General features: G+C 54.4%; 21 protein-coding genes. 4 read left to right on the top strand and 17 right to left on the bottom strand.

All coding sequences use genetic code 11. The annotated features are described in order from the left end of the window. Positions 1–139: 139 nt before the first annotated feature. The 12 genes from ACT3TJ_RS15125 to ACT3TJ_RS15070 form a co-directional block, all read right to left on the bottom strand. Entirely contained in the window at positions 140–1,597 is a 1,458-nt protein-coding gene (locus ACT3TJ_RS15125; protein WP_444622458.1) for a TolC family outer membrane protein, read from the bottom strand. Positions 1,598–1,916: 319 nt separating this feature from the next. Further along, entirely contained in the window at positions 1,917–2,762 is an 846-nt protein-coding gene (locus ACT3TJ_RS15120) for a fructosamine kinase family protein (protein WP_444622459.1), read from the bottom strand. Positions 2,763–2,842: 80 nt separating this feature from the next. Then, positions 2,843–4,330 carry a xylulokinase gene (gene xylB, locus ACT3TJ_RS15115; protein WP_444622460.1) on the bottom strand — a complete coding sequence of 496 codons (1,488 nt, stop codon included), beginning with the start codon at positions 4,328–4,330 and terminating at the stop codon, positions 2,843–2,845. Continuing rightward, positions 4,330–5,817: a mannitol dehydrogenase family protein gene (locus ACT3TJ_RS15110; RefSeq protein WP_444622461.1), complete on the bottom strand. Its 1,488-nt coding sequence runs from the start codon at positions 5,815–5,817 to the stop codon at positions 4,330–4,332. Before ACT3TJ_RS15110 ends, xylB begins: the two co-directional genes overlap by 1 nt. Before the next feature lie 82 nt (positions 5,818–5,899). Then, the gene (locus ACT3TJ_RS15105) at positions 5,900–6,520 is read right to left on the bottom strand and encodes a nucleoside/nucleotide kinase family protein (protein WP_444622462.1); all 621 of its coding nucleotides are present in this window, start codon (positions 6,518–6,520) and stop codon (positions 5,900–5,902) included. Between the two features lie 7 nt (positions 6,521–6,527). Next, positions 6,528–7,313: an L-iditol 2-dehydrogenase gene (locus tag ACT3TJ_RS15100; protein ID WP_444622463.1), complete on the bottom strand. Its 786-nt coding sequence runs from the start codon at positions 7,311–7,313 to the stop codon at positions 6,528–6,530. Positions 7,314–7,361: 48 nt separating this feature from the next. Then, positions 7,362–8,039 carry an HAD family hydrolase gene (locus ACT3TJ_RS15095; RefSeq protein WP_444622464.1) on the bottom strand — a complete coding sequence of 226 codons (678 nt, stop codon included), beginning with the start codon at positions 8,037–8,039 and terminating at the stop codon, positions 7,362–7,364. Then, on the bottom strand, positions 8,036–9,214 hold the full coding sequence (locus ACT3TJ_RS15090) for an ABC transporter ATP-binding protein (RefSeq protein WP_441679404.1): 1,179 nt from the start codon (positions 9,212–9,214) through the stop codon (positions 8,036–8,038). The genes ACT3TJ_RS15095 and ACT3TJ_RS15090 overlap by 4 nt, the downstream gene beginning before the upstream one ends. An 11-nt stretch (positions 9,215–9,225) precedes the next feature. After that, positions 9,226–10,101 (bottom strand): carbohydrate ABC transporter permease, encoded by an 876-nt coding sequence (locus tag ACT3TJ_RS15085; RefSeq protein WP_193053967.1) that lies wholly within the window; start codon positions 10,099–10,101, stop codon positions 9,226–9,228. Between the two features lie 25 nt (positions 10,102–10,126). Further along, positions 10,127–11,017 (bottom strand): carbohydrate ABC transporter permease, encoded by an 891-nt coding sequence (locus ACT3TJ_RS15080; RefSeq protein ID WP_441679405.1) that lies wholly within the window; start codon positions 11,015–11,017, stop codon positions 10,127–10,129. A gap of 78 nt (positions 11,018–11,095) precedes the next feature. Then, a complete protein-coding gene (locus tag ACT3TJ_RS15075; RefSeq protein WP_444622465.1) occupies positions 11,096–12,415 on the bottom strand; it encodes an ABC transporter substrate-binding protein in 1,320 nt (439 codons plus the stop codon). 138 nt (positions 12,416–12,553) lie between these two features. Further along, positions 12,554–13,519 carry a sugar-binding transcriptional regulator gene (locus tag ACT3TJ_RS15070; RefSeq protein WP_193053970.1) on the bottom strand — a complete coding sequence of 322 codons (966 nt, stop codon included), beginning with the start codon at positions 13,517–13,519 and terminating at the stop codon, positions 12,554–12,556. 192 nt (positions 13,520–13,711) lie between these two features. On the opposite strand from ACT3TJ_RS15070, the gene ACT3TJ_RS15065 reads away from it, so the two are divergent. Then, a complete protein-coding gene (locus ACT3TJ_RS15065; protein WP_444622466.1) occupies positions 13,712–14,023 on the top strand; it encodes an NGG1p interacting factor NIF3 in 312 nt (103 codons plus the stop codon). An 11-nt stretch (positions 14,024–14,034) separates the two neighbouring features. On the opposite strand, the gene ACT3TJ_RS15060 is transcribed toward ACT3TJ_RS15065, so the two are convergent. Further along, a complete protein-coding gene (locus tag ACT3TJ_RS15060) occupies positions 14,035–14,592 on the bottom strand; it encodes an NUDIX hydrolase (RefSeq protein ID WP_193053972.1) in 558 nt (185 codons plus the stop codon). Positions 14,593–14,684: 92 nt separating this feature from the next. Here ACT3TJ_RS15060 and ACT3TJ_RS15055 point away from each other — a divergent pair, with 92 nt between their 5' ends. The 3 genes from ACT3TJ_RS15055 (at position 14,685) to ACT3TJ_RS15045 (ending at position 16,929) form a co-directional block, all read left to right on the top strand. Continuing rightward, positions 14,685–15,362, top strand: coding sequence for a CoA pyrophosphatase (locus ACT3TJ_RS15055; RefSeq protein WP_172116002.1), 678 nt, complete (start codon positions 14,685–14,687; stop codon positions 15,360–15,362). After that, a complete protein-coding gene (locus ACT3TJ_RS15050) occupies positions 15,359–16,027 on the top strand; it encodes a 2OG-Fe(II) oxygenase (protein ID WP_444622467.1) in 669 nt (222 codons plus the stop codon). Before ACT3TJ_RS15055 ends, ACT3TJ_RS15050 begins: the two co-directional genes overlap by 4 nt. 470 nt (positions 16,028–16,497) lie before the next feature. Then, positions 16,498–16,929 (top strand): PRC-barrel domain-containing protein, encoded by a 432-nt coding sequence (locus ACT3TJ_RS15045; RefSeq protein WP_172116000.1) that lies wholly within the window; start codon positions 16,498–16,500, stop codon positions 16,927–16,929. A 370-nt stretch (positions 16,930–17,299) separates the two neighbouring features. Here ACT3TJ_RS15045 and ACT3TJ_RS15040 read toward each other — a convergent pair whose 3' ends face one another. From ACT3TJ_RS15040 to ACT3TJ_RS15025, 4 genes are all read right to left on the bottom strand, one after another. Further along, the gene (locus ACT3TJ_RS15040; RefSeq protein WP_172115999.1) at positions 17,300–17,722 is read right to left on the bottom strand and encodes an OsmC family protein; all 423 of its coding nucleotides are present in this window, start codon (positions 17,720–17,722) and stop codon (positions 17,300–17,302) included. A gap of 264 nt (positions 17,723–17,986) precedes the next feature. Beyond that, complete coding sequence (locus tag ACT3TJ_RS15035; RefSeq protein WP_444622468.1) at positions 17,987–18,835, bottom strand: MOSC domain-containing protein; 849 nt, start codon at positions 18,833–18,835, stop codon at positions 17,987–17,989. Between the two features lie 94 nt (positions 18,836–18,929). After that, the gene (gntR, locus tag ACT3TJ_RS15030) at positions 18,930–19,925 is read right to left on the bottom strand and encodes a gluconate operon transcriptional repressor GntR (protein WP_444622469.1); all 996 of its coding nucleotides are present in this window, start codon (positions 19,923–19,925) and stop codon (positions 18,930–18,932) included. Between the two features lie 26 nt (positions 19,926–19,951). Next, the gene (locus tag ACT3TJ_RS15025; protein ID WP_444622470.1) at positions 19,952–20,482 is read right to left on the bottom strand and encodes a gluconokinase; all 531 of its coding nucleotides are present in this window, start codon (positions 20,480–20,482) and stop codon (positions 19,952–19,954) included. Between the last annotated feature and the right edge of the window lie 265 nt (positions 20,483–20,747).

Below are 20,747 nucleotides of genomic sequence, written 5' to 3'. Positions count from 1 at the left end.
TCAAAACGTTGATTGACGGCGCTGGCGGCTGCCCTGGTGTCCAATGGCGCTTTATTCGAATGCAGACGACTCATAAAGCCATGTTTTAAAAACCATGTTTTAAAAACCATAGTTTAAAAGCGCTGACGGTTCGTTGTGATCAACGATCCAGCGTCGGTGGCGCACCAATATTCATGGCACGCTCATAGCTGCCACCATCGGTATCAGGTATTGCAAAGGTCACCTGATCATCCGTTAGCCAGGCATTCACTTCTTCGATCGCCGGTACATCCAACAACCCTGCCTGCTGGCGCAACCCAAGGAAGTTAACGACATAGTCGTAACGTGACTCAGCATAATCAGCAATGGCGTCGTAATAATTCTGCTCGGCATTCAGCACATCGACGATATTACGTGTGCCGACTTCATACCCTACCTGCGTGGCTTCCAGCGCACTGCGCGCTGATACGATAGTTTGCTGACGCGCTTCTACCGTTTCAACGTTATTGCTGACCTGGGTGTAGAGCGAGCGTACTTGCTGGATCGTAGTACGGCGCTGAGACTCAAACTCGTACTGCGTACTTTCCAACTGGTAAGTGCCTTGGCGGATACTCGCACTGGTACTGCCACCGGTATAAATAGGCAGATTGGCCGATATCCCGACCTGACCGGAGGCGTCATAACCGCTAACCGCATCGCGATCATTATCGGCATGTTGATAGTTGGCGAATGCCTGGAACGTGGGCAGGCGACCGGCACGGGCAATATCAACACCCACGCGTGAAATTTCGATGCCCGCCTGCTGAGCAAGGACTTGAGGATTAAGCTCAATCGCTTGTTCAACCCAGTAGTCACGATTGCTTGAAGGCTTCACCACCGGCATCGCATCGCCTAGCGCGTTGATGTTCGGGTAACGCTGACCGGTTAACTGCTCAAGCACCTCAAAAGCCACCTGCAGGTTGCTCTCAGCGGCGAGCCGATTAGCACGCGACTGATCATAGCTTGAGCGTGCTTCTTCGACGTCAGTAATGGCAATCAAACCCACTTCAAACTGCTCACTGGCCTGCTCCAGCTGGCGTTCAATAGCACGCTCCTGGGCCTGTCGGGTGGTCAGTACATCATGCGCACGAAGGATATCGAAATAGGCGTTAACAACATCAAAAAGCAGCTGTTGTTCGGTCGCAGCCAACAGGTAGAACTGCTGGTCGATTTCGCGATCAGCCTGATTGAATTGCTGGCGCGCCACTTCATCAAACAGCATTTGAGTGGCTTCCAGGGTCAGCGATACGCTGTTATAGCGATCATCTCCCCCTCCAACACCAGCTCCCCCTCCGGCGCCCGGTGTGGTGCGCGTTGACTGACTTTCAAATTGTTCATGGTGCGCCACATTGCCTGATGCATTCACCTGCGGCAGCAGCGCGCCTCTCGCAACATCCCGACCGGCTTCGACCCCAGAGTACTGAGCACGAGCTGAATTTAGCGTGGCGTTATTGCTCAGCGCTTCACGCGCGACCGTTATCAGGTCTGCCGCCTGAGCAGGCAGCGCAATAGACGCAGTGAAAACGGCTAGTAATAAGGGTCGTAAAGGGGCATTGACTGCCCAGTTTGCCAGTCGCATGGTGGTGCCTCTAGGTGTCAACGATGGGAATGCTATTAGTAAACTATTTATGGAAGATGGCATTATAGTTACATTCATGTATGTATGCTAGACTTGAAGTCTAGCAAATTGTATGAACAAAGAGCTTGTCAAGCCTCATCCGGTTAGCCTGGACCAAAGCATGACGCCAGGATTTTCAGCACTGCTTCTCTGCTATTCTTCACGCTATCGCCCTGCCCCTTTGTTTATATTTTATTGTTTGTACTTTAGTGGGTAATTCTTCTATTACTACTTCTTTTGCTACATCTATTACTGCTACTACCGCCACTTCGCTTTCAGCTTAGTGAGCGCAGGTTTCAAGTAGAGCTACGCGCTGCTCAATACCGGTGCGATAGGTCGCTCCAAAAAGCAGTAAATGGTTAAGCAGCGGGTACAGCTGAAACAGCGCCTCACGCCTCGGCCAATCAGCCGGGGCACTGCTCTCCCAGTAGGCATCAAAAAAGCCGCTGCCCGGCGAACCAAACAGCGTCAGCATGGCAATATCCACATCGGGATAATGACGATAAACGGCAGGGTCGATCAAGGCAGAGCCACGGGTAGTGATCAATACGTTGCCCGACCATAAGTCGCCATGCAAAAGGCTTGCGGGCGCCTCTGGCAGCCACTCTTCAAGCTGATAAGCAATGTGTTCAATGCGGGCGCGTAGTGCATGATCAATCAAACCGTGTTGAAAGCAGGCATCACTAAGCGGGAATAGGCGCCGCTCGCGCTGAAAAACGCGCCCATCCTTATGCAGCGTATTGGATTGTGGCGTTTGCCCACAGGCATTATCCTCATGCCAGCCGTGGGCTTCGCCAATGGCGCTATGCAGCTCACGCAGCCCTTCGCCCAAGAGGGTGTCACTGGTGGGCCCGCTGGGTTGGGTGTTTAACGACTCAAGCAGCAACCACTCTTCATCCAGGCCTAGCACGTCCGGCACAATAAGCGTTTTGCAGGCTCCTCTAAGGGCACGTAGCCCTTCCGCTTCTCCGCGCAAGCGCTCGGCCTTGTCATGCTTGACGACCACCTGCCCCTGGCAGGTTTCAAGTGCATATACCGCCGCACTGTCTCCACCGCCAAGCGGCGTTAATTCACCGGTTGGCCGTATCGCTTGGGCGTCGAGCAACCTTCGCAGGGTAGCATCCATCGCCGTCTCCGCTGGATAGTATTCCCCCAGTGTGCCTGCTAACCCCTGTGTACGTCGATTTTTTGAAAATGTTTAAGCCGCTATACGTTTTGATGGCGCTGCTTTAGTGCTTGTGTATAGCGCGCATAGACCTCTTGATACGCCTCAACGCGTGCAAGGTTCGGCTCAGCAAGCGATTGCGCATCAAGATGAACGAGGCGGTTACATAACGCGTCAAGCGTTACGCCCTGTGCACGTTGATCACACCATGCAGCTTGAATGGCCGCACCTAGCGCAGCGGCATCGGTAATCTCAGGGCATATCACTTCCGTGCCCGTAATATCGGCCACCATCTGCCGCCATACCGGGCTATTAGCCCCGCCGCCGATCAGCCGGATTTGGCTGGCGCCTGCGGTTAAATCGCCCAGTAATTCAAGCCCATAGCGCAGTCCGAAGGTAGCCCCTTCAACCACCGCACGGCACAGGTTTGCCTGGTGGGTATTGATACTGTTCAAGCCCAAAAAATCAGCCGACGCCTCCGGCAGCATGGGTACGCGCTCGCCGTTGAAAAACGGCAGCACGGTAACGCCCTCAGCACCTACCGGAGCGCTGGCCACCAGGTCGCTAAACGTTGTTAAATCCAAACCAAACAGTTCACGTATCCGCGTGGTAGCCGAAGTCACGTTCATGGTGCAGATAAGCGGCAACCACCCGCCAGCACTTGAGCAGAAATTAGCCACCATGGCGTTATCGCAGTGAATAGGCTCAGGTGAAGAAGCGCAAACGGTGCCCGAGGTGCCCAGGCTAAGGGTTATCAGGCCTGGGGTGATGTTGCCGGTACCAATCGCCCCTAGCATGTTGTCGCCGCCGCCTGAAGAGACCACCACGTTATCGCCAAGCCCCAGCTCGCAGGCAATCAGTGGGCGCACCATCCCTGCCGGTTCATGAGCTTCCAACAAGCGTGGTAGTACGCGTTGCGGGTCAAGCTCAGGGGCTATTTCAGCAAACACCTCCAGTTGCCAGCGCCGCGTGCGGGTATCAAAATAGCCAGTGCCCGAGGCATCGCCCGCTTCGGTCACACGCTCGCCTGTCAGCCAAAAATTCAGGTAATCGTGGGGCAATAACAGACTATCGATGCGCTGGTAGGCGTCCGGCTGATGCTCGCGCAGCCAAGCGATTTTAGAGGCGGTATAGCCGGTCTGTAGCACCAGCCCCAGCTTCTCCAGGCACCCTGCTTCACCGCCCAAGCGGGCGACAAGGTCACTGTTTTGGGCGCTGGTTTCGGTATCGCACCATAGTTTGGCGGGGTAAACCGGCACGCCATCGGCATCCAACGCCACCATGCCATGCTGCTGACCTGACACACCGATACCGCGAACCTGCGAGGCATTGACCCCAGCGCGCTCCAGGGCACTAAAAAAGGCACCTTTTAAAGCGGCCAACCATTCAGAGGGCGCCTGTTCACGGCGGCCATTTTCACCTTCATCCAGCCGATGCGGGCGGCTTGCCTCGCCCAGGATAACGCCGCGCTCCACATCAACCACTACGACCTTGGTACTCTGGGTACCGCAATCCACACCAATATACATCACAGCGTTCCTTTGGATGCCACAAGCGCCTCAAGCGTAGCCCGTGCGCCGCGCTTATGCAGCGAATTAAGCGTTTGGACATAAGCCTCATAAAAGCGCGGATGTTCGACCAGGTCGCCGAACAGCTCACGATTGTCGATAAACGCACTGGGCCGGGTACGGTTTTCAGCGGCGATTGCGGTCAGCGTTTCCTTTAAGCGATCTACAATCTCGATGGGCTCGCCCTGCTCATCAACCCCTTCAGCGTAGCGTGCCCAGCTGGCCACTACCGCTGCGCTGCGCTTGATCTCGCCTCCGTGTGCCAGCTGATGATGGATCACCGGCACCAGCCACTTGGGAATACGGTCTGAACTTTCGGCACACAGCCGCGCTAGCGTATCCTTAATTTCGGGGTTGGCAAACCGTTCAATCAGCGTTAAGCGGTAAGCCTCCAGGTCGACACCGGGCACAGGCGCCAGCGTGGGCGAGCCCTCTTCACGCATATAGCCGAGCAGAAAATCCACAAACAAGGGGTCCTGGCAAACTTCGTGGGCATAGCGATAGCCCGCTAAATAGCCAAAGTAGGTGAGCGCCTGATGGCTGGCATTTAAAAGCCGCAGCTTCATTAACTCGTAGGGCTCGACATCTTCGACCACCTGCACGCCGACCTGCTCAAACGGCGGACGGCCCAGCGGGAAGTGATCTTCCAGTACCCACTGCGTAAACGGCTCGCATACCACCGGCCAAGCGTCTTCTACCCCAAAGCGCTGAGACAGTTCGTTAATATCCGCCTGTGCGGTAACGGGAGTGATGCGGTCGACCATGGCGTTGGGAAACGCAACTTCTGACGCAAGCCACTCGCCCAGTTGGCTATCACGGGCACGGGCATAGGCGGTGAACATACGCTTGGCCACGTCGCCATTGCCCTGAATGTTGTCACACGACATGACGGTAAACGGAGCAATACCGCGCTCACGGCGGCGTACCAGCGCCTCGACAATCAGGCCAAAACTGGTGGAGGGCTTTTCAGGATGCGCAAGATCCTCACGCACCTGGGGATTTTCCAGATTAAATTCGCCCGTCACCGGATGAAAGTTATAGCCTCCTTCCGTCACGGTGAGTGACACAATCCGAATGGCCGGGTCGGCCATCTGCTCAATGACCGCCTCTGCGTCTTCCGGGGCAAACAGGTACTTGACCATGCTGCCGATAACCCGAGGCGCGTACTGCCCGTTAGGATGCTTCACCACCAGAGTGTAAAGGTAATCCTGCGCGGCAAGCGCCTGCTGCATGCGTTTATCACCCTGCATAACGCCAACGCCCACGATACCCCAATCAAGCGCCAGCCCTTGCTGCATCAGCTCATCAAGGTACATGGCCTGATGAGCCCGATGAAAACCGCCCACGCCGACATGCACAATGCCAGGCGTTAGCTTCGCACGCTCATAGCATGGTATGGCAACATCGCCGTTTAAATTGCCCAGATTGTGATTATTAAGTCGGGTCATGGGTACTCTCCAGCCAAAACCTGCTTGGCGCGATGGGTAAGTTTGAAAACGGTTAAAAAGAGGATGAAGCAGCGCATTGGCATTAGTGCCAGTGTTGATCGGGAGGTAAGGAGCAGCGTTTGACGAGTTGCGCGTTGAGCATATCTTTTCGGTGGGTGCGCTCCAGCGCCCCCGCGTGGTCCTGGCCCATTTCCAGCCAGCGCTGGATTAGCCGGTCCACCAATATTTCATCGTCGACATCCAGAAACAGCGTCCAGTCAAACAGCGGGCGTAACTCACGCCATGGGGATCGGTCGAGCAGCAAGTAGTTGCCCTCGACAATCACAATGCGCTGCTCAAGGGTGATGAGCCGCCCTCCCGCCCGTGCTAAATCCAATGGCCGATCAAAGACGGGCACCGCGACCGGATGCTGCGCCTGGCGAATACGCTCAAGGGCGCTGCGCAACCCGTCCACATCGAAGGTATGAGGCGCGCCTTTTATCGGCAGTTGCTGCTTGCCCAGCACGGCATTGTCGAAATGGTAGCCGTCCATCGGCACGAGCCCCGCCTGGCCTGGAAGCAACTGATTAATGGCCTCGCAAAGCAGAGCGCTACGATAGGACTTGCCTGCGCCGGGCGGCCCTGCGAGCGCAACCAGATAGCGCGAAGCGCCTTCGGCTGAACCAATAATTTGGCGGGCCAGGCTATCAAGTTCGGGTGTCATAACCACCTCAGCTCATCCAGTTACCGCCATCCACATTGAGCGTCTGAGCAACAACGTAATCGCTGTCGGCACTGGCCAAAAAGACCGCAGCACCGGTGTGATCCTCCGGCAAGCCCATGCGGCCAAAGGGCACGGCTTCACTGACCAAGCGCTTTTTCTCACCCAAGGGGCGGTTTTCATAGCGGGCAAACAGCGCATCCACCGCTTCCCACATCGGGGTATCGACGACGCCCGGGGCAATACCGTTAACGTTGATCGCGTGCTTGATCAAGTCCAGCCCAGAGGATTGCGTCAGGCTGATCACGGCGGCTTTACTGGCGCAGTAAACGCTCACTAATGCCTCGCCGCGTCGGCCCGCTTGGGAGGCCATATTGATAATTTTGCCTCCCCGCCCCTGCTCCACCATCCATTGAGCAACCGCCTGTAGCGTAAAGAAAAGCCCCTTGGTGTTCACCGCAAACTGCTTATCAAAACTCTCCTCGGTCACTTCAAGCACCGGTGCCAAATCAAAAACTGCGGCGTTATTGACCAAAATATCGATACCGCCAAAATGCGCCACGACCTTTTCCACCATGGCATCAATAGAGGCGCGCTGGCAGACATTAAGCACGACCCCTAATGTCTCCTGCCCACGGGCCTGCTGGCGTAGCACGGCAAGGGCTTCCTCAATGGCCGCGGCATCAATATCTGCCACTACCACCCTGGCTCCCTCTTCCAAATAGCGTTTCGCAATCGCCAAGCCGATGCCCCGTGCGCCCCCGGTAATCACCGCCACTTTATCGGTCAGTTTCATTATCGCCCCGTCTTATTTGAGTGTTGTTGAGTGCTAACAGCCGCCTGCTTAGCTAGCAACGCGTACTTGCCACTCATTCACCAGCGCGTTCAGCCCCTGCATGTGCTCCAAAATACGCCAGGCGCCTGCGTGTAAAAGCCGTGCTGGCTGTTCGGCATCCACGTGGCTGGCACCGACAAAACCAATGACACACATACCGGCCGCGTGAGCGGCGGTGACACCCGCCACGCTGTCTTCGATGACCAGGCAATTACCGGGGAGATAGCCCAGCTGCGTGGCGGCCAGCAGATAAAGCGCGGGGTCTGGCTTGGGGTTGGCTACCTGGTCCGCCGTAAAAATAGGCGTGTCCTTGCCAAAGGCATCGGCCAGCTGAGTGCACGCAAGTGACGCTACAACCCGCTGACGGCGGCTGTTGGATACCACCGCCTTGGCCAAGGGAATTGCCAGCACGGCATCGTGCGCGCCCGCGACAGGGGTAAGCTCACGCGCCAGGCGCGCCTCAATAGTCGAGTCCACCTGCTCAGTGGCGTTATCAGGTAGCGTATACACGCTGTGCTGCTCCAGATGCTTAAGAATATCGCCGGTGGTCATTCCCAACGCCTGGCCAAGCCGCTCGGCAATGTTCAAATCGGGTAGCCACCTACCGAGATACTCCTCCAGCACACCTTCCGCCAGTGCTTCGCTATCGACCAACACGCCATCGCAATCAAATATAACCGCCTTCATGCCAGCGCCTCAGCGTCACCTGATGTGCGGTTATCGTGTCGCGTAAGCCCGGCCAGCGGATGCTGAGCAAGACTGGGCAACGCGCGGCCATCGGCCGCAAACAAGTGTGCCCGCTCAGGGGCGAAGCCAAAGCGTATGGTCTCGTGAACGCGATAGGCCACATCCCCATCCGTCATCAGCGTGACCAACAGATCACCCATACGGACATACAGCGAGGTTTGCCCACCCAAGCGCTCAAGCACTTCAATTTGGCCACTGAGTGCACCCGCCTCATCAAGCACCAAGTGCTCGGGACGAATGCCCAATTCAAGGGCTGGCTGGCTTTCGATAGGTGTGTTTTCAGAAGACGCGTTTTCAAGCGCTTGGGCGTTGACGGGCACCGTGCACTCGCCACCACCTGGCAAGCGAACCTGAACACCTTCCGGCGAGGTGCTGATTAATTCAACATCAAAGAAATTCATTTTTGGCGAGCCAATAAACCCGGCCACAAAGCGGTTGGCCGGGTGATGGTAGAGCGCCATGGGTGAACCGACCTGTTCGACCACGCCGTCATGCAAGACGACAATTTTGTCGGCCATGGTCATGGCTTCAATCTGGTCGTGGGTCACGTAAATCATGGTGGCGTTGAGTTTTTCGTGCAGGCGGGCAAGCTCAATACGCATCTGTACGCGCAGCGCGGCATCCAGGTTGGAAAGCGGCTCATCAAACAGGAAAATACTCGGGTTACGCACGATGGCTCGACCAATCGCCACGCGCTGACGCTGCCCCCCGGAAAGCGCCTTGGGCTTGCGGTCAAGCAGCGGCTCAAGCTGAAGTATTTTAGCGGTTTCCAGCACCTTGGCGCGGCGCTCCTCTTTGGGCACACCGGCCAAGCGCATGCTAAAGCCCATATTGCCCTCTACCGTCATGTGCGGGTACAGGGCATAGCTTTGAAACACCATCGCCAAGCCACGGTCGGCAGGCCCCACATCGTTCATTCGCTGGCCATCAATCACGATATCGCCATCAGTGGCGCTCTCAAGCCCCGCGATAATGCGCATCAGCGTTGATTTTCCGCAGCCGGAAGGCCCCACAAACACCACAAACTCGCGGTCGTTGACTTCAAGGTTGATCCCTTTGATGACCGCGGTGTCGCCAAAGCGCTTGGTAATATTGTTAAGTTGTAAGGTTGCCATGCAAAACTCCTTTACTTGACGGCGCCAAAGGTCAGGCCACGCACCATTTGTTTTTGGGTCATCCAGCCAAGAATGAGGATAGGGGCGATGGCCATGGTAGAAGCCGCCGAGAGCTTGGCCCAGAACAGCCCTTCAGGACTTGAGAACGAGGCGATATAAGCGGTTAACGGTGCCGCCTTGGAAGAGGTGAGATTGAGACTCCAGAACGCTTCGTTCCAGCTCAAGATAACCGAGAGCAAACCGGTAGAGGCAATGCCTGGCAGAGTGAGCGGCAAGAGCAGGAAGAACACTTCTTGCAGCGTCGAGGCACCGTCCATTCGCCCAGCTTCAAGGATGTCCTTGGGCATGTCCTTAAAGAAGGTGTAAAGCATCCACACCACAATCGGCAGGTTCATTAGCGTGTAAATAATGATCAGCCCAGTGCGGGTGTCCAGCAGTCCGACATCGCGGAAAATAAGATAGATCGGTACCAACACGCCAACAGGCGGCAGCATCTTGGTAGAGAGCATCCAGAGCAACGTGCCCTTGGTGCGTTTAGTGGGCAGAAAGGCCATGGCATAGGCAGAAGGAATAGCAATTAACAGCGCCAGAAACGTCGAGCCAAAGGCGACGGCAACACTGTTGAGCGCAAAGCGTGCGTAGCCTGAGCGCGCCTGCACGGCTTCGTAGCTTTCAAGCGTGGGCGTAAAGATAAAGCTTGGGTCGGCAATTGCAGCCGCTTCGGTTTTAAACCCGGTGAGTATCATCCATAAAATCGGGAAGAAAATCACCAGCGCTACCGACCAGCCCACCAGCGTAATCACGAGCGTTTTCATGCCGGCTGACCCGCGGGCAGTGCCCGCCCCCGACACATTTTGCGCTGGCGTAGTGGAACGTAATAATGACATTTATATTCTCCAAGTGCCCAAAGCGCTAATCTTCAAGGTTTTTCGCAACCATCCGCACCAGGAAAATCGCCACGATGTTGGCAAGAATAATCGCGATTACCCCGCCTGCAGAGGCAACACCCACATCAAAATCAAGCAGCGCCCGCATGTAGATCAGATAAGCCAAATTGGTGGTCGCAAGCCCAGGCCCGCCCGAGGTGGTCACAAAAATTTCAGCAAAAATAGTCAGCAGGAAGATCATCTCAATCATGATCACCACGCTGATGGCTCGCTTAAGATGAGGAAGCGTTATAAAGAAGAAGATCGCGATAGGCCCAGCACCATCCATTCGTGCGGCTTCCACCTGGTCTTCATCCAGGGACTGCATGGCGGTGAGCAGAATCAACAGCGCAAAGGGTAGCCACTGCCACGCCACAATAATCACGATGGAGGTTAACGGGAGCGTTGAAAACCAATCCACGGCAGGCAAACCAAGTGAGTTTGCCAACCATGCCAACACTCCGTTGGAGGGGTGCATCATCATGTTCTTCCACACCAGCGCACTCACGGTGGGCATCACAAAAAAGGGTGAAATTGCCAGCACTCGGGCAATACCGCGCCCGGCAAAGTCTTGTTGAAAAAGAACGGCCAGCAGCGTGCCGCCCACTACGGTAATCGCCAATACCCAGCCTACCAGCAGCAAGGTATTGCCCATTGCCTTCCAAAGTGCGGGGTCGGTTAGCAAATACTCGTAGTTTTCAACCCCGGCAAAGCCACTCATGCCCGGCATCAGCAGGTTGTAGTACTGGAAGGAGAACCATATCGTCATGCCTAACGGTATGATCATCCATAACAACAGCAGCGTCACAGCGGGAGCTTGAAGCGATAACGTTCTTAGCCCGCCAACCGTACGGCCAGAAGCACGTGTTTTAGTCATGGGAATACCTGCGCGAAAAAACCAACGAGAAACCGTTACAACACGCCTACCCGCGTAACGGGTAGGCGCTTTTACTTATTAGTCGTTGTAACCCGCTCGCTGCATAGTGCGCTCAGTGGCGCGCTGAGCGCTGTTTAGCGCTTGCTCTACCGTGGTGTCACCGGTTAACGCAGCGGCAATGCTCTGCCCTACCTGGGTGCCAATCGCTTGGAACTCGGGAATATTGACAATTTGCACGCCGGTATACGGGTTCGGCTCTAGCGTGGAGTCGGTCGGGTCGGCATTTTGAATCGCGTTCAGCACAAAATCAGCGAAAGGCGCCGCCTCCGTGTACTGCTCATTAGCGTAGGTGGATGCGCGAGTGCCCGGCGGTACGTTGGTCCACCCTTGGGTTTCGCCCACCAGCTCAATGTACTCTTGTGATGTCGCCCAGGTGATAAACTGCTTAGCAGCATCCTTATGCTCGGAGGAGGCAGGAATTGCCAGTGCCCAGGTCCATAACCAGTGCGAGCCTTTTGGCGTTTCAGCCACGGGCGCCGGGGCAAAACCGAGGTTGTCGGCGACGCTCGACTCGTCACCATCATAAAGCGTGCCCGCGGCGGAGGTAGCGTCGACCCACATCGCACAGTTACCGCGTGAGAACAGCGCCAGGTTTTCATTAAAGCCGTTGGAGCTGGCGCCAGGAGGACCGTAGTTACCCAGCAGGTCCACATAGAACTCAATGGCATTCATCCAGGGCTCAGAATTGATTTCGGGGTTCCACTCTTCATCAAACCAGCGGCCACCGTAGGTATTGACCAGCGTAGTGACGAAGGCCATGTTTTCACCCCAACCGGGTTTGCCACGTAGGCAGATACCCGCCACTCCTTCCTGCGCACCGTGGAGCTGCTCGGCCCAATCGCGTACCTCGCTCCAGGTCGGCTGTTCGGGCATTTCAATCCCGGCCTCCTCGAAGAGGTCTTTGCGGTAGTACATCATCGAGCTTTCCGCATAAAACGGCAGCGCGTAGGGCGTGCCGTCAAGGCTTAGCCCGTCGCGTACGGAGGTCAACAAGTCGTCTACGGCGTACTCATCAGGCAGGTCATTCAAGGGTTCAAGCCACTCGCGCTCCGCCCAGATCGGTGCTTCATAAGCGCCAATCGTCATAACATCAAACTGGCCGCCGCCCGTGGCAATATCGGTGGTCATGCGCTGACGAAGAACGTTCTCCTCCAGCACGACCCAGTCCAGGGTGATATCGGGATGCGCCTCTTCAAACGCATCGGTCAAGCTCTGCATGATCACCATGTCGTTATTATTAACGGTGGCGACCGTGATTTCAGTTTGTGCCTGAGCATGGCCTGCCACGGCAATGGCCGCTGCTAAGGTGGTGACGGGCAAGTGACGCGCGAGTCGCATATAACTCTCCTTTGGCTAATGTTGGCATTATTATCGCCTGATCATTTTGATCATGTTTCGAACAAATGATCGTACGTAGAGGAAAAAAAATCAAAGCCCTGCGGCTTAGACTTTATGATTACGCCTCTTTTTAACGCATTACGCTTGGCGGGAAGGTAGCCGCTCAACAATGCGCCGTGCCGCCACTTCGTCGGTGATTAAGCCTTTTAACCAGCCGCCTTGTAGTGCCGCATGAATGCCTAACGCTTTATCGTAGCCACCGGCAATCGCGACCATAAGATGCTTGCCAAAATGCTCAAGCGGCAAGCTTGTCACACGCCGAGTAATGGAGCAGTCAATGACTTCGCCTTGGCTATTTAACGGCCAGCCGAGCAGCTCCCCCACGGCCTCCAAACCCAACAATTCATCAAGCTCGCGCTCACTGATAAAGTGGTCCTGGAACAACGTCGCCTGGCGGTCGATTCGCCCTACCCCAATAAACGCGGCTTCCGACGTCCGAGCCACATTGGCGATAGCCTGAAACAGGCGCTGGGAAAGCATTGCGTTTTTCTCGTCAATCGATTCGGCCACCACCGGCGCGGGGAGTAGAAATCGTTCGCCACCGGTTTTATCCGCCAAGAGCATCACCGCGTCGTAGCGGTTGGCCGAGCCATCCCGGGCGACATTCCCCACCAGCGACACAAACCGGTGCTGGGGCCGCTCCGTTCGATCAAGCGCTTCTACCGCCGCCCGCACAGAGCGTCCACTACCCAGTGATAACGTCAACGGCTCGCTACGCTCAACCAACTTGCCGATGCGCTCTGCCCCGGCAACGCCCAGGTAGTACGTGGCGCTTTCCGCAGATGCCGTCTCAGCGGGCACTACATCGCAAAAGGTCAGCCCAAAATGTTCACGTAGCGTGTGGCCCAGCGTCATGCAGCTCGAAATAGGATGGTCAATATGCACCTTCACCAACCCTTCCTGGCGCGCAAACGCCAACAGACGCTGTACGCCTGGTCGGGAAACCCCCAACTGGCTTGCGATTTCATCCTGCGTTAGGCCGCCCACATACGACATCCAGGCGGCTCTGGCCGCTTGGTCCAACTTCACCTCAAATTTATCCATCGGTTGGCGTCCTGCCTTTCATTGATAACGTGACAATAACCATATTCACAAAAGCGTCATCATACAAAGCTAATCATGCGACCAGAAGCCGTCTGTTCGCTACTATTGTTCACTACTGTTGTTCACTACTATGTCACCAGGCTGTGTTTTAAGTGCCATTTTTTTAAAGTCACGTTTTAACAGGAGTATGGCATGTATAAGCTTGCGTTTTTTGTGCCCATTGACGATGCCGAAAGCGTTAAAGAAGCCGTTTTCGAGACAGGCGCCGGGCGAATCGGCAACTATGAAGCCTGTTGCTTTCAAACCCGTGGCACCGGTCAGTTTCGCCCGCTTTCGGGTGCTGACCCGCATATCGGCGCAGTCGGAACACTCGAGCACGTCGAAGAGGTTAAGGTGGAGCTCGTTTGCCAAGACACCTGCATCCACGCGGCTATCGCCGCGCTTAAGCTTGCCCACCCTTATGAAGAAGTCGCTTATGATGTTTGGCAGCTTGCCGAGCTTTAGGGTTTGCTCGCTTAAGCACTACCGAAGTAACGTTCACGATCCTCAGATGTGATCGTGCCCGTATGTAGCGGAAAGTGATGGTCCAGCCGGTCCCGGTAGAAATGATGCAACGTCCGCTCAATGGTCGGAAAGGCTATCTCATCCCAGGGGATTTCATGCTCATCAAACAAGGCGACCTCAAGGCTTTCAACACCGGCGCTAAAGCCACCGACAAGCTCTGCGCGAAAAATCATATACACCTGATTAATATGCGGTAAATCAATCAGGGTATAAAGGTCGCCCAGGAGCACCTCGGCATGCGCTTCCTCACGGGTTTCGCGGGCGGCAGCCTGTTGCGTCGTTTCCGCGTTTTCCATATACCCGGCAGGCAGCGTCCAGTAGCCTTTACGAGGTGAAATGGCACGTTTACATAACAAGACTTTGGAGCCACTGACGGGTAGCGTTCCAGCGACAATGCGCGGATTCTGGTAGTGAATAGTACCGCAGGCATCGCATAGGTAGCGCGGCCGATCATCACCTTCGGGGACCGCGAAACGTACGTTATCGCCGCACTGGCTGCAAAAATTCATGGCATATTCCTACGGCTAAATGGCACACGTTATCGATGCTTGACGCACATAACCACTGCTGGGTAAAAAGGGACAAAGTGACGGGATACCCCATGTTAGAGAATCTACGCAAACGGCTGCAACAGCTCAACCCACAAAGGCTAGATCAATGTCAGATGCGCGAAGCCGCTGTGCTGATTCCTGTGGTTGATCGCGCATCGCCTACCTTGCTGTTTACACGCAGGGCAAGCCACTTAACTACCCATAGCGGTCAGGTTGCGTTTCCCGGCGGCAAGCGCGAGCCGGAAGATACAGATCTTTACGCCACGGCGCTGCGCGAAGCTCAGGAAGAGATCGCTCTTGATCCAGCAGTGGTCGAGCCGCTAGGCCGACTTTCAGATGTGATTTCGCTGCATGGCCTCCGGGTAACACCGTGGGTGGGCATTATTCCACCGGACCTGCCTTTGGTCGCAGACCTCGGTGAATTAGACGCCATCTTTGAAGTCCCTCTTAGCCACTTTTTAGAGGACCAGCGTACCCATACGGATGTCATTCCTGTCGATGGCGTACCTCACTACGTACCTAGTTACCACGTGGATGGCCATGTGATCTGGGGGCTTTCAGCGATGATGCTGGTCGAGTTGTTAGCCGAAGGATTTGGCATGCCCATCGACTTATATCAACAACCCCCGGGTATACTACGGCACTATCCTGAGCGTACTAGCCCTGAACGTACCAGCCAACTGTCCGCTGACCACCATCCGGCGATGCCCAAGAGTATACGCAAATGATGCTTTCAAACTTCACCACGTCGCCCGTGCTAACGCCCGCTGCACAAGTAGCGATTGTTGATGCGCTGGTGGAGCAAGGCTGGTATGTGGGGCGCGCGGCGATCAATCTTGATCTTTGCCACGCCTTACACCGTGAGCTTTCGCACATGGCCGAGCATGATGCGCTTGAAGAAGCCGGGATTGGCCGAGGTCAGCAGCATCATTTGCGCAAGGATATTCGCGGCGATGCTATTCACTGGCTGGATCGTCAAAGTGAAGCCCAACGCCACTATCTTGATGCAATGAGCGAGCTACAGCAGTCGCTTAACCAAGCGCTGTTTTTAGGCCTTTTTGAGTATGAAGCGCATTTTGCCCATTATCCGGCGGGCGCTTTTTACCAGCGCCATTTGGACAGCTTTCGCGGCCGCGCCAACCGAGTAATTTCTACCGTCGGCTATTTAAATCCTCAATGGCCAAGTGATGGCGGCGGCGAAATGGTGATCTATCACCCTGATGATGCCAGTCAGGAAGTTGCCCGTGTTGTACCGGAAGCCGGAACGTTTGCCTGCTTTTTGTCAGAAACCGTTCCTCACGAGGTGCTTCCCACCCACCAACCTCGCTCCAGCATTGCTGGCTGGTTTAGGCGTAATGCTTCGCTAGGCGGCGTACTGGACCCTGCCCGCTAGGCTTTACGAAAACTGCTACTTAACCCCTATCAAAGCGGCATACATACCCCAGAGAAGTCTTCTCGAAAGAGGCAGGCTTCCATGCCCCCTGACACAACTTCCGTTAACTAGCACAACGAACCTGCCATTGATTGTAAAGCCTTGCCAACAGTCTTTAAAAATCCGATATTTAAAAAATATGTTAACAATACTATTGAAAAACAGAGCACAGCGACTACATTGATATTGTGTCAAACACGGAGCTTCACACAACCGTAACAAGGCTTTTTAATTGCAAACAAGGCTTAAAGCATACTTTGCAACTGATCATCAAGCCTTTGACACCTAATGTATATTCTGCATTTTAAGGAAAGGCAGCGATTCAAGTATCACTGCCTGGTTCATAAACTGGATCGTTCTGAATCGTTAGTTCTAACTATTTGATTTAGACATCAACGTAAGATACTGAGCCTTATCAAGGAGCAAGAGAAATGAAGATGATCAAATCAGCCGTCATTGGTACACTAATGGTTCCTGCTTTCATGCTAGCAGCAGGTAACGTAAGCGCCGAAGAAACAACATCAACGACCGTTGAAGTTGAAGCAACCTACCTGACAAGTGTGCCAGAAAACGTTTTCTACTCAGACTCCCTTAAGGGCCATCATGTTAAAAGCACCGTCGAAGATGACGAGAACATCGGTACTATACACGACCTGATTATTGATGAGAGTGGTCAAGTGACCGCTGTGATCATCGGTGTTGGCGGCTTCCTTGGCATGGGTGAAAAAGATGTCGCCATCGAGTGGGATTCACTCGAACTGATCTGGGATGCGGAAGGTAACGAGTATGATGTCCGCGTTAACGCTTCAAAAGAAGCGCTTGAAGAAGCCGCTGAATTTGAGCGTGACGAAGCAGAAGCGTAAAGCAGCCTTCGTATACTAGCTCTAAGTACACTAGCTCTAAAAGCCTTAGCTTCTGCTAAGGCTTTTTTATATACAAATTAAAGCATAGCGTGCATTTAACACCCGCACTTCCTACAATATAAAAAAACGCTTCCCCTTTACACATATACGCCAAGCGCTGGACTCAAACCAACAGTATCAAGCTTTCTTTATTTTTCAAACACCTTAAAAAGCGCACTCTCTTTACCTATTCGCTATAGCAACCTACACGCTAAACGGCATGCACTAAATCTTTAGTGGCTTATAACTACTGCACTTTAACATTCATTATAAAATATTGGCCATTAAAAAAGCGCTACGTGTTTTAAACGTAGCGCCTATCACTAAAGCACTAGCCTTTTAACTGGGCCGTCATGCTTATCTCTGCATTGAGCACTTTTGATACGGGACAATTTTCTTTGGCTTTTTGGGCGGCCTCTTTGAAGCTCTCTTCATCGGCACCACTTACTTCAGCGGTGACATCCAGATGAATGTTGGAAATGCTAAAGCCTGCTGAATCCTGCTTCAGCGTAACGCTGGCAGTGGTATCAATAGCATCAGCGGTATAACCGGCCTCGCCTAAAATATTGGAAAGCGCCATTGAAAAGCAGCTGGCATGCGCAGCGCCAATCAGCTCTTCCGGATTGGTGCCCTTTTCGTCTTCAAAACGCTGTTTGAAGGAGTAATTAGCACTGAGAACGCCACTTTCGGTTGAAACGGTGCCTTTTCCATCCTTCAGTCCACCTTCCCAACGTGCGCTAGCTTTACGATCCATGAAAAACTCCTTATCAGTGATAGCGAAAGACCTGATTGATCAGTGGATACTGATATGGTCAAAAAAGGTTGAATGGCCACTCGTATAGAGCAACTGACCACCCCGTTCAGCGTAGCTGATTTTTAGCACAGTGCCGAACTCAGATGATGAGCGCTTCCCAGGCCGCACCAGGCTGTGTACGAAAGCTGCCTGCGCTCGACCATACGGCGTTAAAAATCAGCTCGTGCGCGAGTCCGATCAAACTACTCACCCGACTGCTGCGTCTCAAGCGCCACGCGCCTCAGCCACCAGCGTATCCCCCACGCGAATAATGCTTCCTGCACCAGCATGCAGTGTCGCATTCTGCCCAAAATAAGCGCCTTTTAATTCAGGCTGAGTATTCAGGCCTATTAACGTTTTAAGCGGCTCGGCAGGCTCAGGTATCTGGGCCGTTTGCTGGTCTACCGTGGTAATTTTGCAACGTTTACACGGCTTACGCAGAATAAGTTCAAATGCGCCATTACTAGCCTGTAGCGCTTGCCAACCATCTTCAGCCCATGGCTTGTCGGTTTCGACCACAATACTGGGCCGAAAACGGTTCATGGGAATAGCCTGGCAACCACTCTCCTCAAGGGCACGGTTGAGCGCGTTGAGTGAGCCGGTTGAAGCAATCAAAAAAGGGTAGCCATCCGCAAAAAGCGTGTCGGCGTCATCCCCGTTTAAAAACGCCGTTTCTACCGGACGTTTAAACTGCGTGGCGAAGCGGACCAGGCTTAGGCCACTGCCCTGTTCACCTAAAGCAGCTTCCAGCCAGCTTGAAACGTCGCTGCTTTCAGGCCACGCCTTACAGTGATCATTCCAGACCTGAACGATACGCAGGTTGCCATTCGGTTCTGCAAGCGGTATCGAAAGTGGCTCAACATGGGGGTGTGAAAGTACCAAGGCATCGGTGGTTAAGGCCACTTCTACCGTGGCTAGCGCAGGCCGCTGGCGTTGGGTCACAAAGCGCTGCTGCGTATCAACCAGCATCCAGCGGCGGTCCCACGCAAGGCCAGTGGGCAGCAGTTCACTGTGGGTAAGACTGATACCCTTTAAGGATTTGACCGGATAAATATTGAGCTCGGAGATATGCACGGTAGCCTCGATACAAACGAAAATGGTTACTTTAACCAGCCAGCGCGCTTATCACCAGTGCGGCTTCTCTCGGTAATAGTCCGATCAAAACCGGCTATAGCGTGGCGCCTGTTTCGATGCGATAGCCCAAGTCGACCGTATGATCAGCCACCGCTTCGCCCTGAATCCTGGCCAGCAGTGCTTGCGCGGCAGCCTCCCCAATGGCTTGGCGTGGAGTGATGACACTCGCAAGCTTTGGCGTCATTGCCTGCCCCACGTCGTGGCCGTGGAAACCCGCAATCGCCATCTGCCCAGGCACGTTAATACCGCGGCGCTGACACTCAAAATACGCCCCCACGGCCACGTCATCGTTAGTGCAGAATACGCCATCCGTATGAGGGTAGTCGTTTAAAATTTGCTCTAGAAGCGCTGCGCCTACGCTGTAAGAGGAGCGTTGACTGCTATGCAGCGTTACCGGCGTAAGGCCGTGCTGTTCCATCGCCTGGCGGTAGCCCTGCTCACGTTGCAGCGTGCGCTCATCCAGCCGCACAGCCAGATAAATAATCTGCTGCCGACCATAGCGAATCATTTCACTCACCATATCAAACGCTGCGGCAACGTTGTCGTAGCCTACCGCCTGCTGTAACGGCTTATGATGGGTGTCCATGATTTCCACCACAGGAATACCGGCGGTTTCCAGCATTCGCAGCGTGCGGGGAGTGTGATGATGGTCCGAAAGAATCACCCCATCCACGTTGTAAGACAGCACCGATGCCAAGCTTCGCTCTTCAACGGCCGGGCTATACCCATAGTGAGACAGCATAAGATGATAACCGGCAGGCTCGGTACGTTTCTCAATCCCCACGATGACATCAGCAAAGACCTGGTTCGTCAGCGAAGGAACCAGCACTCCAATAGAGTGGCTGGTAGCACGCGAAAGTAGATCCGGCGCTCGGTTGGGAATATAGCCGACCTGCTCGGCCACGCTAAGAATACGCTCGCGCAAGCCTTCTGAAACAGTTTCCGGGTCTCTTAGGCAACGACTCACCGTCATTTTGGTTGCCCCGACCTGGTCAGCAATAGTTTGTAGCGTTGGGCGTTTTTTCTTCAAACGGGATACTGCCTCTGTAACAACGATTAGCTGGATGGCGAAGGTAGCCGCGCATCGAGTGTGCCAGTAAATCGGCTCACAATCTCCTCTGGAGAGAGCGCAATGGACAGGCTAACGGCCTCATCATCACCCGGCGGTTGTAAATCAGCAAGCTGGCTGGCCAGCATGTTATCTCCTTTAAAGAAGTGCCCTTCTCTGGTGGCCAGGCGCTCGCGTAATAGCTCAGCGCTCCCCTCCAGGTACAGAATTTGCAGTGCTGAATCGCCCTTGCGCAAACAATCCCGATAACGCCGCTTTAAGCCCGAACACGCAATCACAGCGGTTTCATTTCGAGCCTGGTAGTGGGCAAACAGTGACGACAGCTTCTCAAGCCACTCCTGACGATCATCATCATTAAGCGGCGTCCCGCCCGCCATTTTGGCTACGTTAGCAGGCGGGTGATAATCGTCACCGTCAATAAACGTGGCATTCATGGCGGCTGCTAGCTGCTGGCCAATGTGGGATTTGCCGCAGCCGGAGGCACCCATCACCAAAATACGATAAGAAGTAGGGCTCATTAGATAATTTCTCCGAAAAGGCCTGATGTGCGAGGGCACAAAACCACCGTTGTCAGGGTGCCTGGCAGGTAGCGGATTGACTGGATATCTACAGCTTGAACACCAACTGTTACCGGTAACAAGCGCTTGAAGATTAAAAGACCCAACACAGACGTGTCAAAGCAAAACCGCCCTTCTACAACCAACGTCTAGCGCTAGCAAGCGAACGTATGGCACGCTACATTAACCCATTGCATCAAGTAGGGAGCCGACATGCCCGCGTTAG

This window comes from Halomonas sp. AOP30-A1-24, assembly GCF_052378165.1.
GTDB lineage: Bacteria > Pseudomonadota > Gammaproteobacteria > Pseudomonadales > Halomonadaceae > Vreelandella > Vreelandella citrativorans.
This window is presented reverse-complemented; position numbering and strand designations above follow the sequence as displayed.

Coding starts and splice junctions, on each gene's coding strand:
- ACT3TJ_RS15125 (WP_444622458.1), bottom strand. CDS start 1,597: ATGCGACTGGCAAACTGGGCAGTCAATGCCCCTTTACGACCCTTATTA.
- ACT3TJ_RS15120 (WP_444622459.1), bottom strand. CDS start 2,762: ATGGATGCTACCCTGCGAAGGTTGCTCGACGCCCAAGCGATACGGCCA.
- xylB (WP_444622460.1), bottom strand. CDS start 4,330: ATGTATATTGGTGTGGATTGCGGTACCCAGAGTACCAAGGTCGTAGTG.
- ACT3TJ_RS15110 (WP_444622461.1), bottom strand. CDS start 5,817: ATGACCCGACTTAATAATCACAATCTGGGCAATTTAAACGGCGATGTT.
- ACT3TJ_RS15105 (WP_444622462.1), bottom strand. CDS start 6,520: ATGACACCCGAACTTGATAGCCTGGCCCGCCAAATTATTGGTTCAGCC.
- ACT3TJ_RS15100 (WP_444622463.1), bottom strand. CDS start 7,313: ATGAAACTGACCGATAAAGTGGCGGTGATTACCGGGGGCGCACGGGGC.
- ACT3TJ_RS15095 (WP_444622464.1), bottom strand. CDS start 8,039: ATGAAGGCGGTTATATTTGATTGCGATGGCGTGTTGGTCGATAGCGAA.
- ACT3TJ_RS15090 (WP_441679404.1), bottom strand. CDS start 9,214: ATGGCAACCTTACAACTTAACAATATTACCAAGCGCTTTGGCGACACC.
- ACT3TJ_RS15085 (WP_193053967.1), bottom strand. CDS start 10,101: ATGTCATTATTACGTTCCACTACGCCAGCGCAAAATGTGTCGGGGGCG.
- ACT3TJ_RS15080 (WP_441679405.1), bottom strand. CDS start 11,017: ATGACTAAAACACGTGCTTCTGGCCGTACGGTTGGCGGGCTAAGAACG.
- ACT3TJ_RS15075 (WP_444622465.1), bottom strand. CDS start 12,415: ATGCGACTCGCGCGTCACTTGCCCGTCACCACCTTAGCAGCGGCCATT.
- ACT3TJ_RS15070 (WP_193053970.1), bottom strand. CDS start 13,519: ATGGATAAATTTGAGGTGAAGTTGGACCAAGCGGCCAGAGCCGCCTGG.
- ACT3TJ_RS15065 (WP_444622466.1), top strand. CDS start 13,712: ATGTATAAGCTTGCGTTTTTTGTGCCCATTGACGATGCCGAAAGCGTT.
- ACT3TJ_RS15060 (WP_193053972.1), bottom strand. CDS start 14,592: ATGAATTTTTGCAGCCAGTGCGGCGATAACGTACGTTTCGCGGTCCCC.
- ACT3TJ_RS15055 (WP_172116002.1), top strand. CDS start 14,685: ATGTTAGAGAATCTACGCAAACGGCTGCAACAGCTCAACCCACAAAGG.
- ACT3TJ_RS15050 (WP_444622467.1), top strand. CDS start 15,359: ATGATGCTTTCAAACTTCACCACGTCGCCCGTGCTAACGCCCGCTGCA.
- ACT3TJ_RS15045 (WP_172116000.1), top strand. CDS start 16,498: ATGAAGATGATCAAATCAGCCGTCATTGGTACACTAATGGTTCCTGCT.
- ACT3TJ_RS15040 (WP_172115999.1), bottom strand. CDS start 17,722: ATGGATCGTAAAGCTAGCGCACGTTGGGAAGGTGGACTGAAGGATGGA.
- ACT3TJ_RS15025 (WP_444622470.1), bottom strand. CDS start 20,482: ATGAGCCCTACTTCTTATCGTATTTTGGTGATGGGTGCCTCCGGCTGC.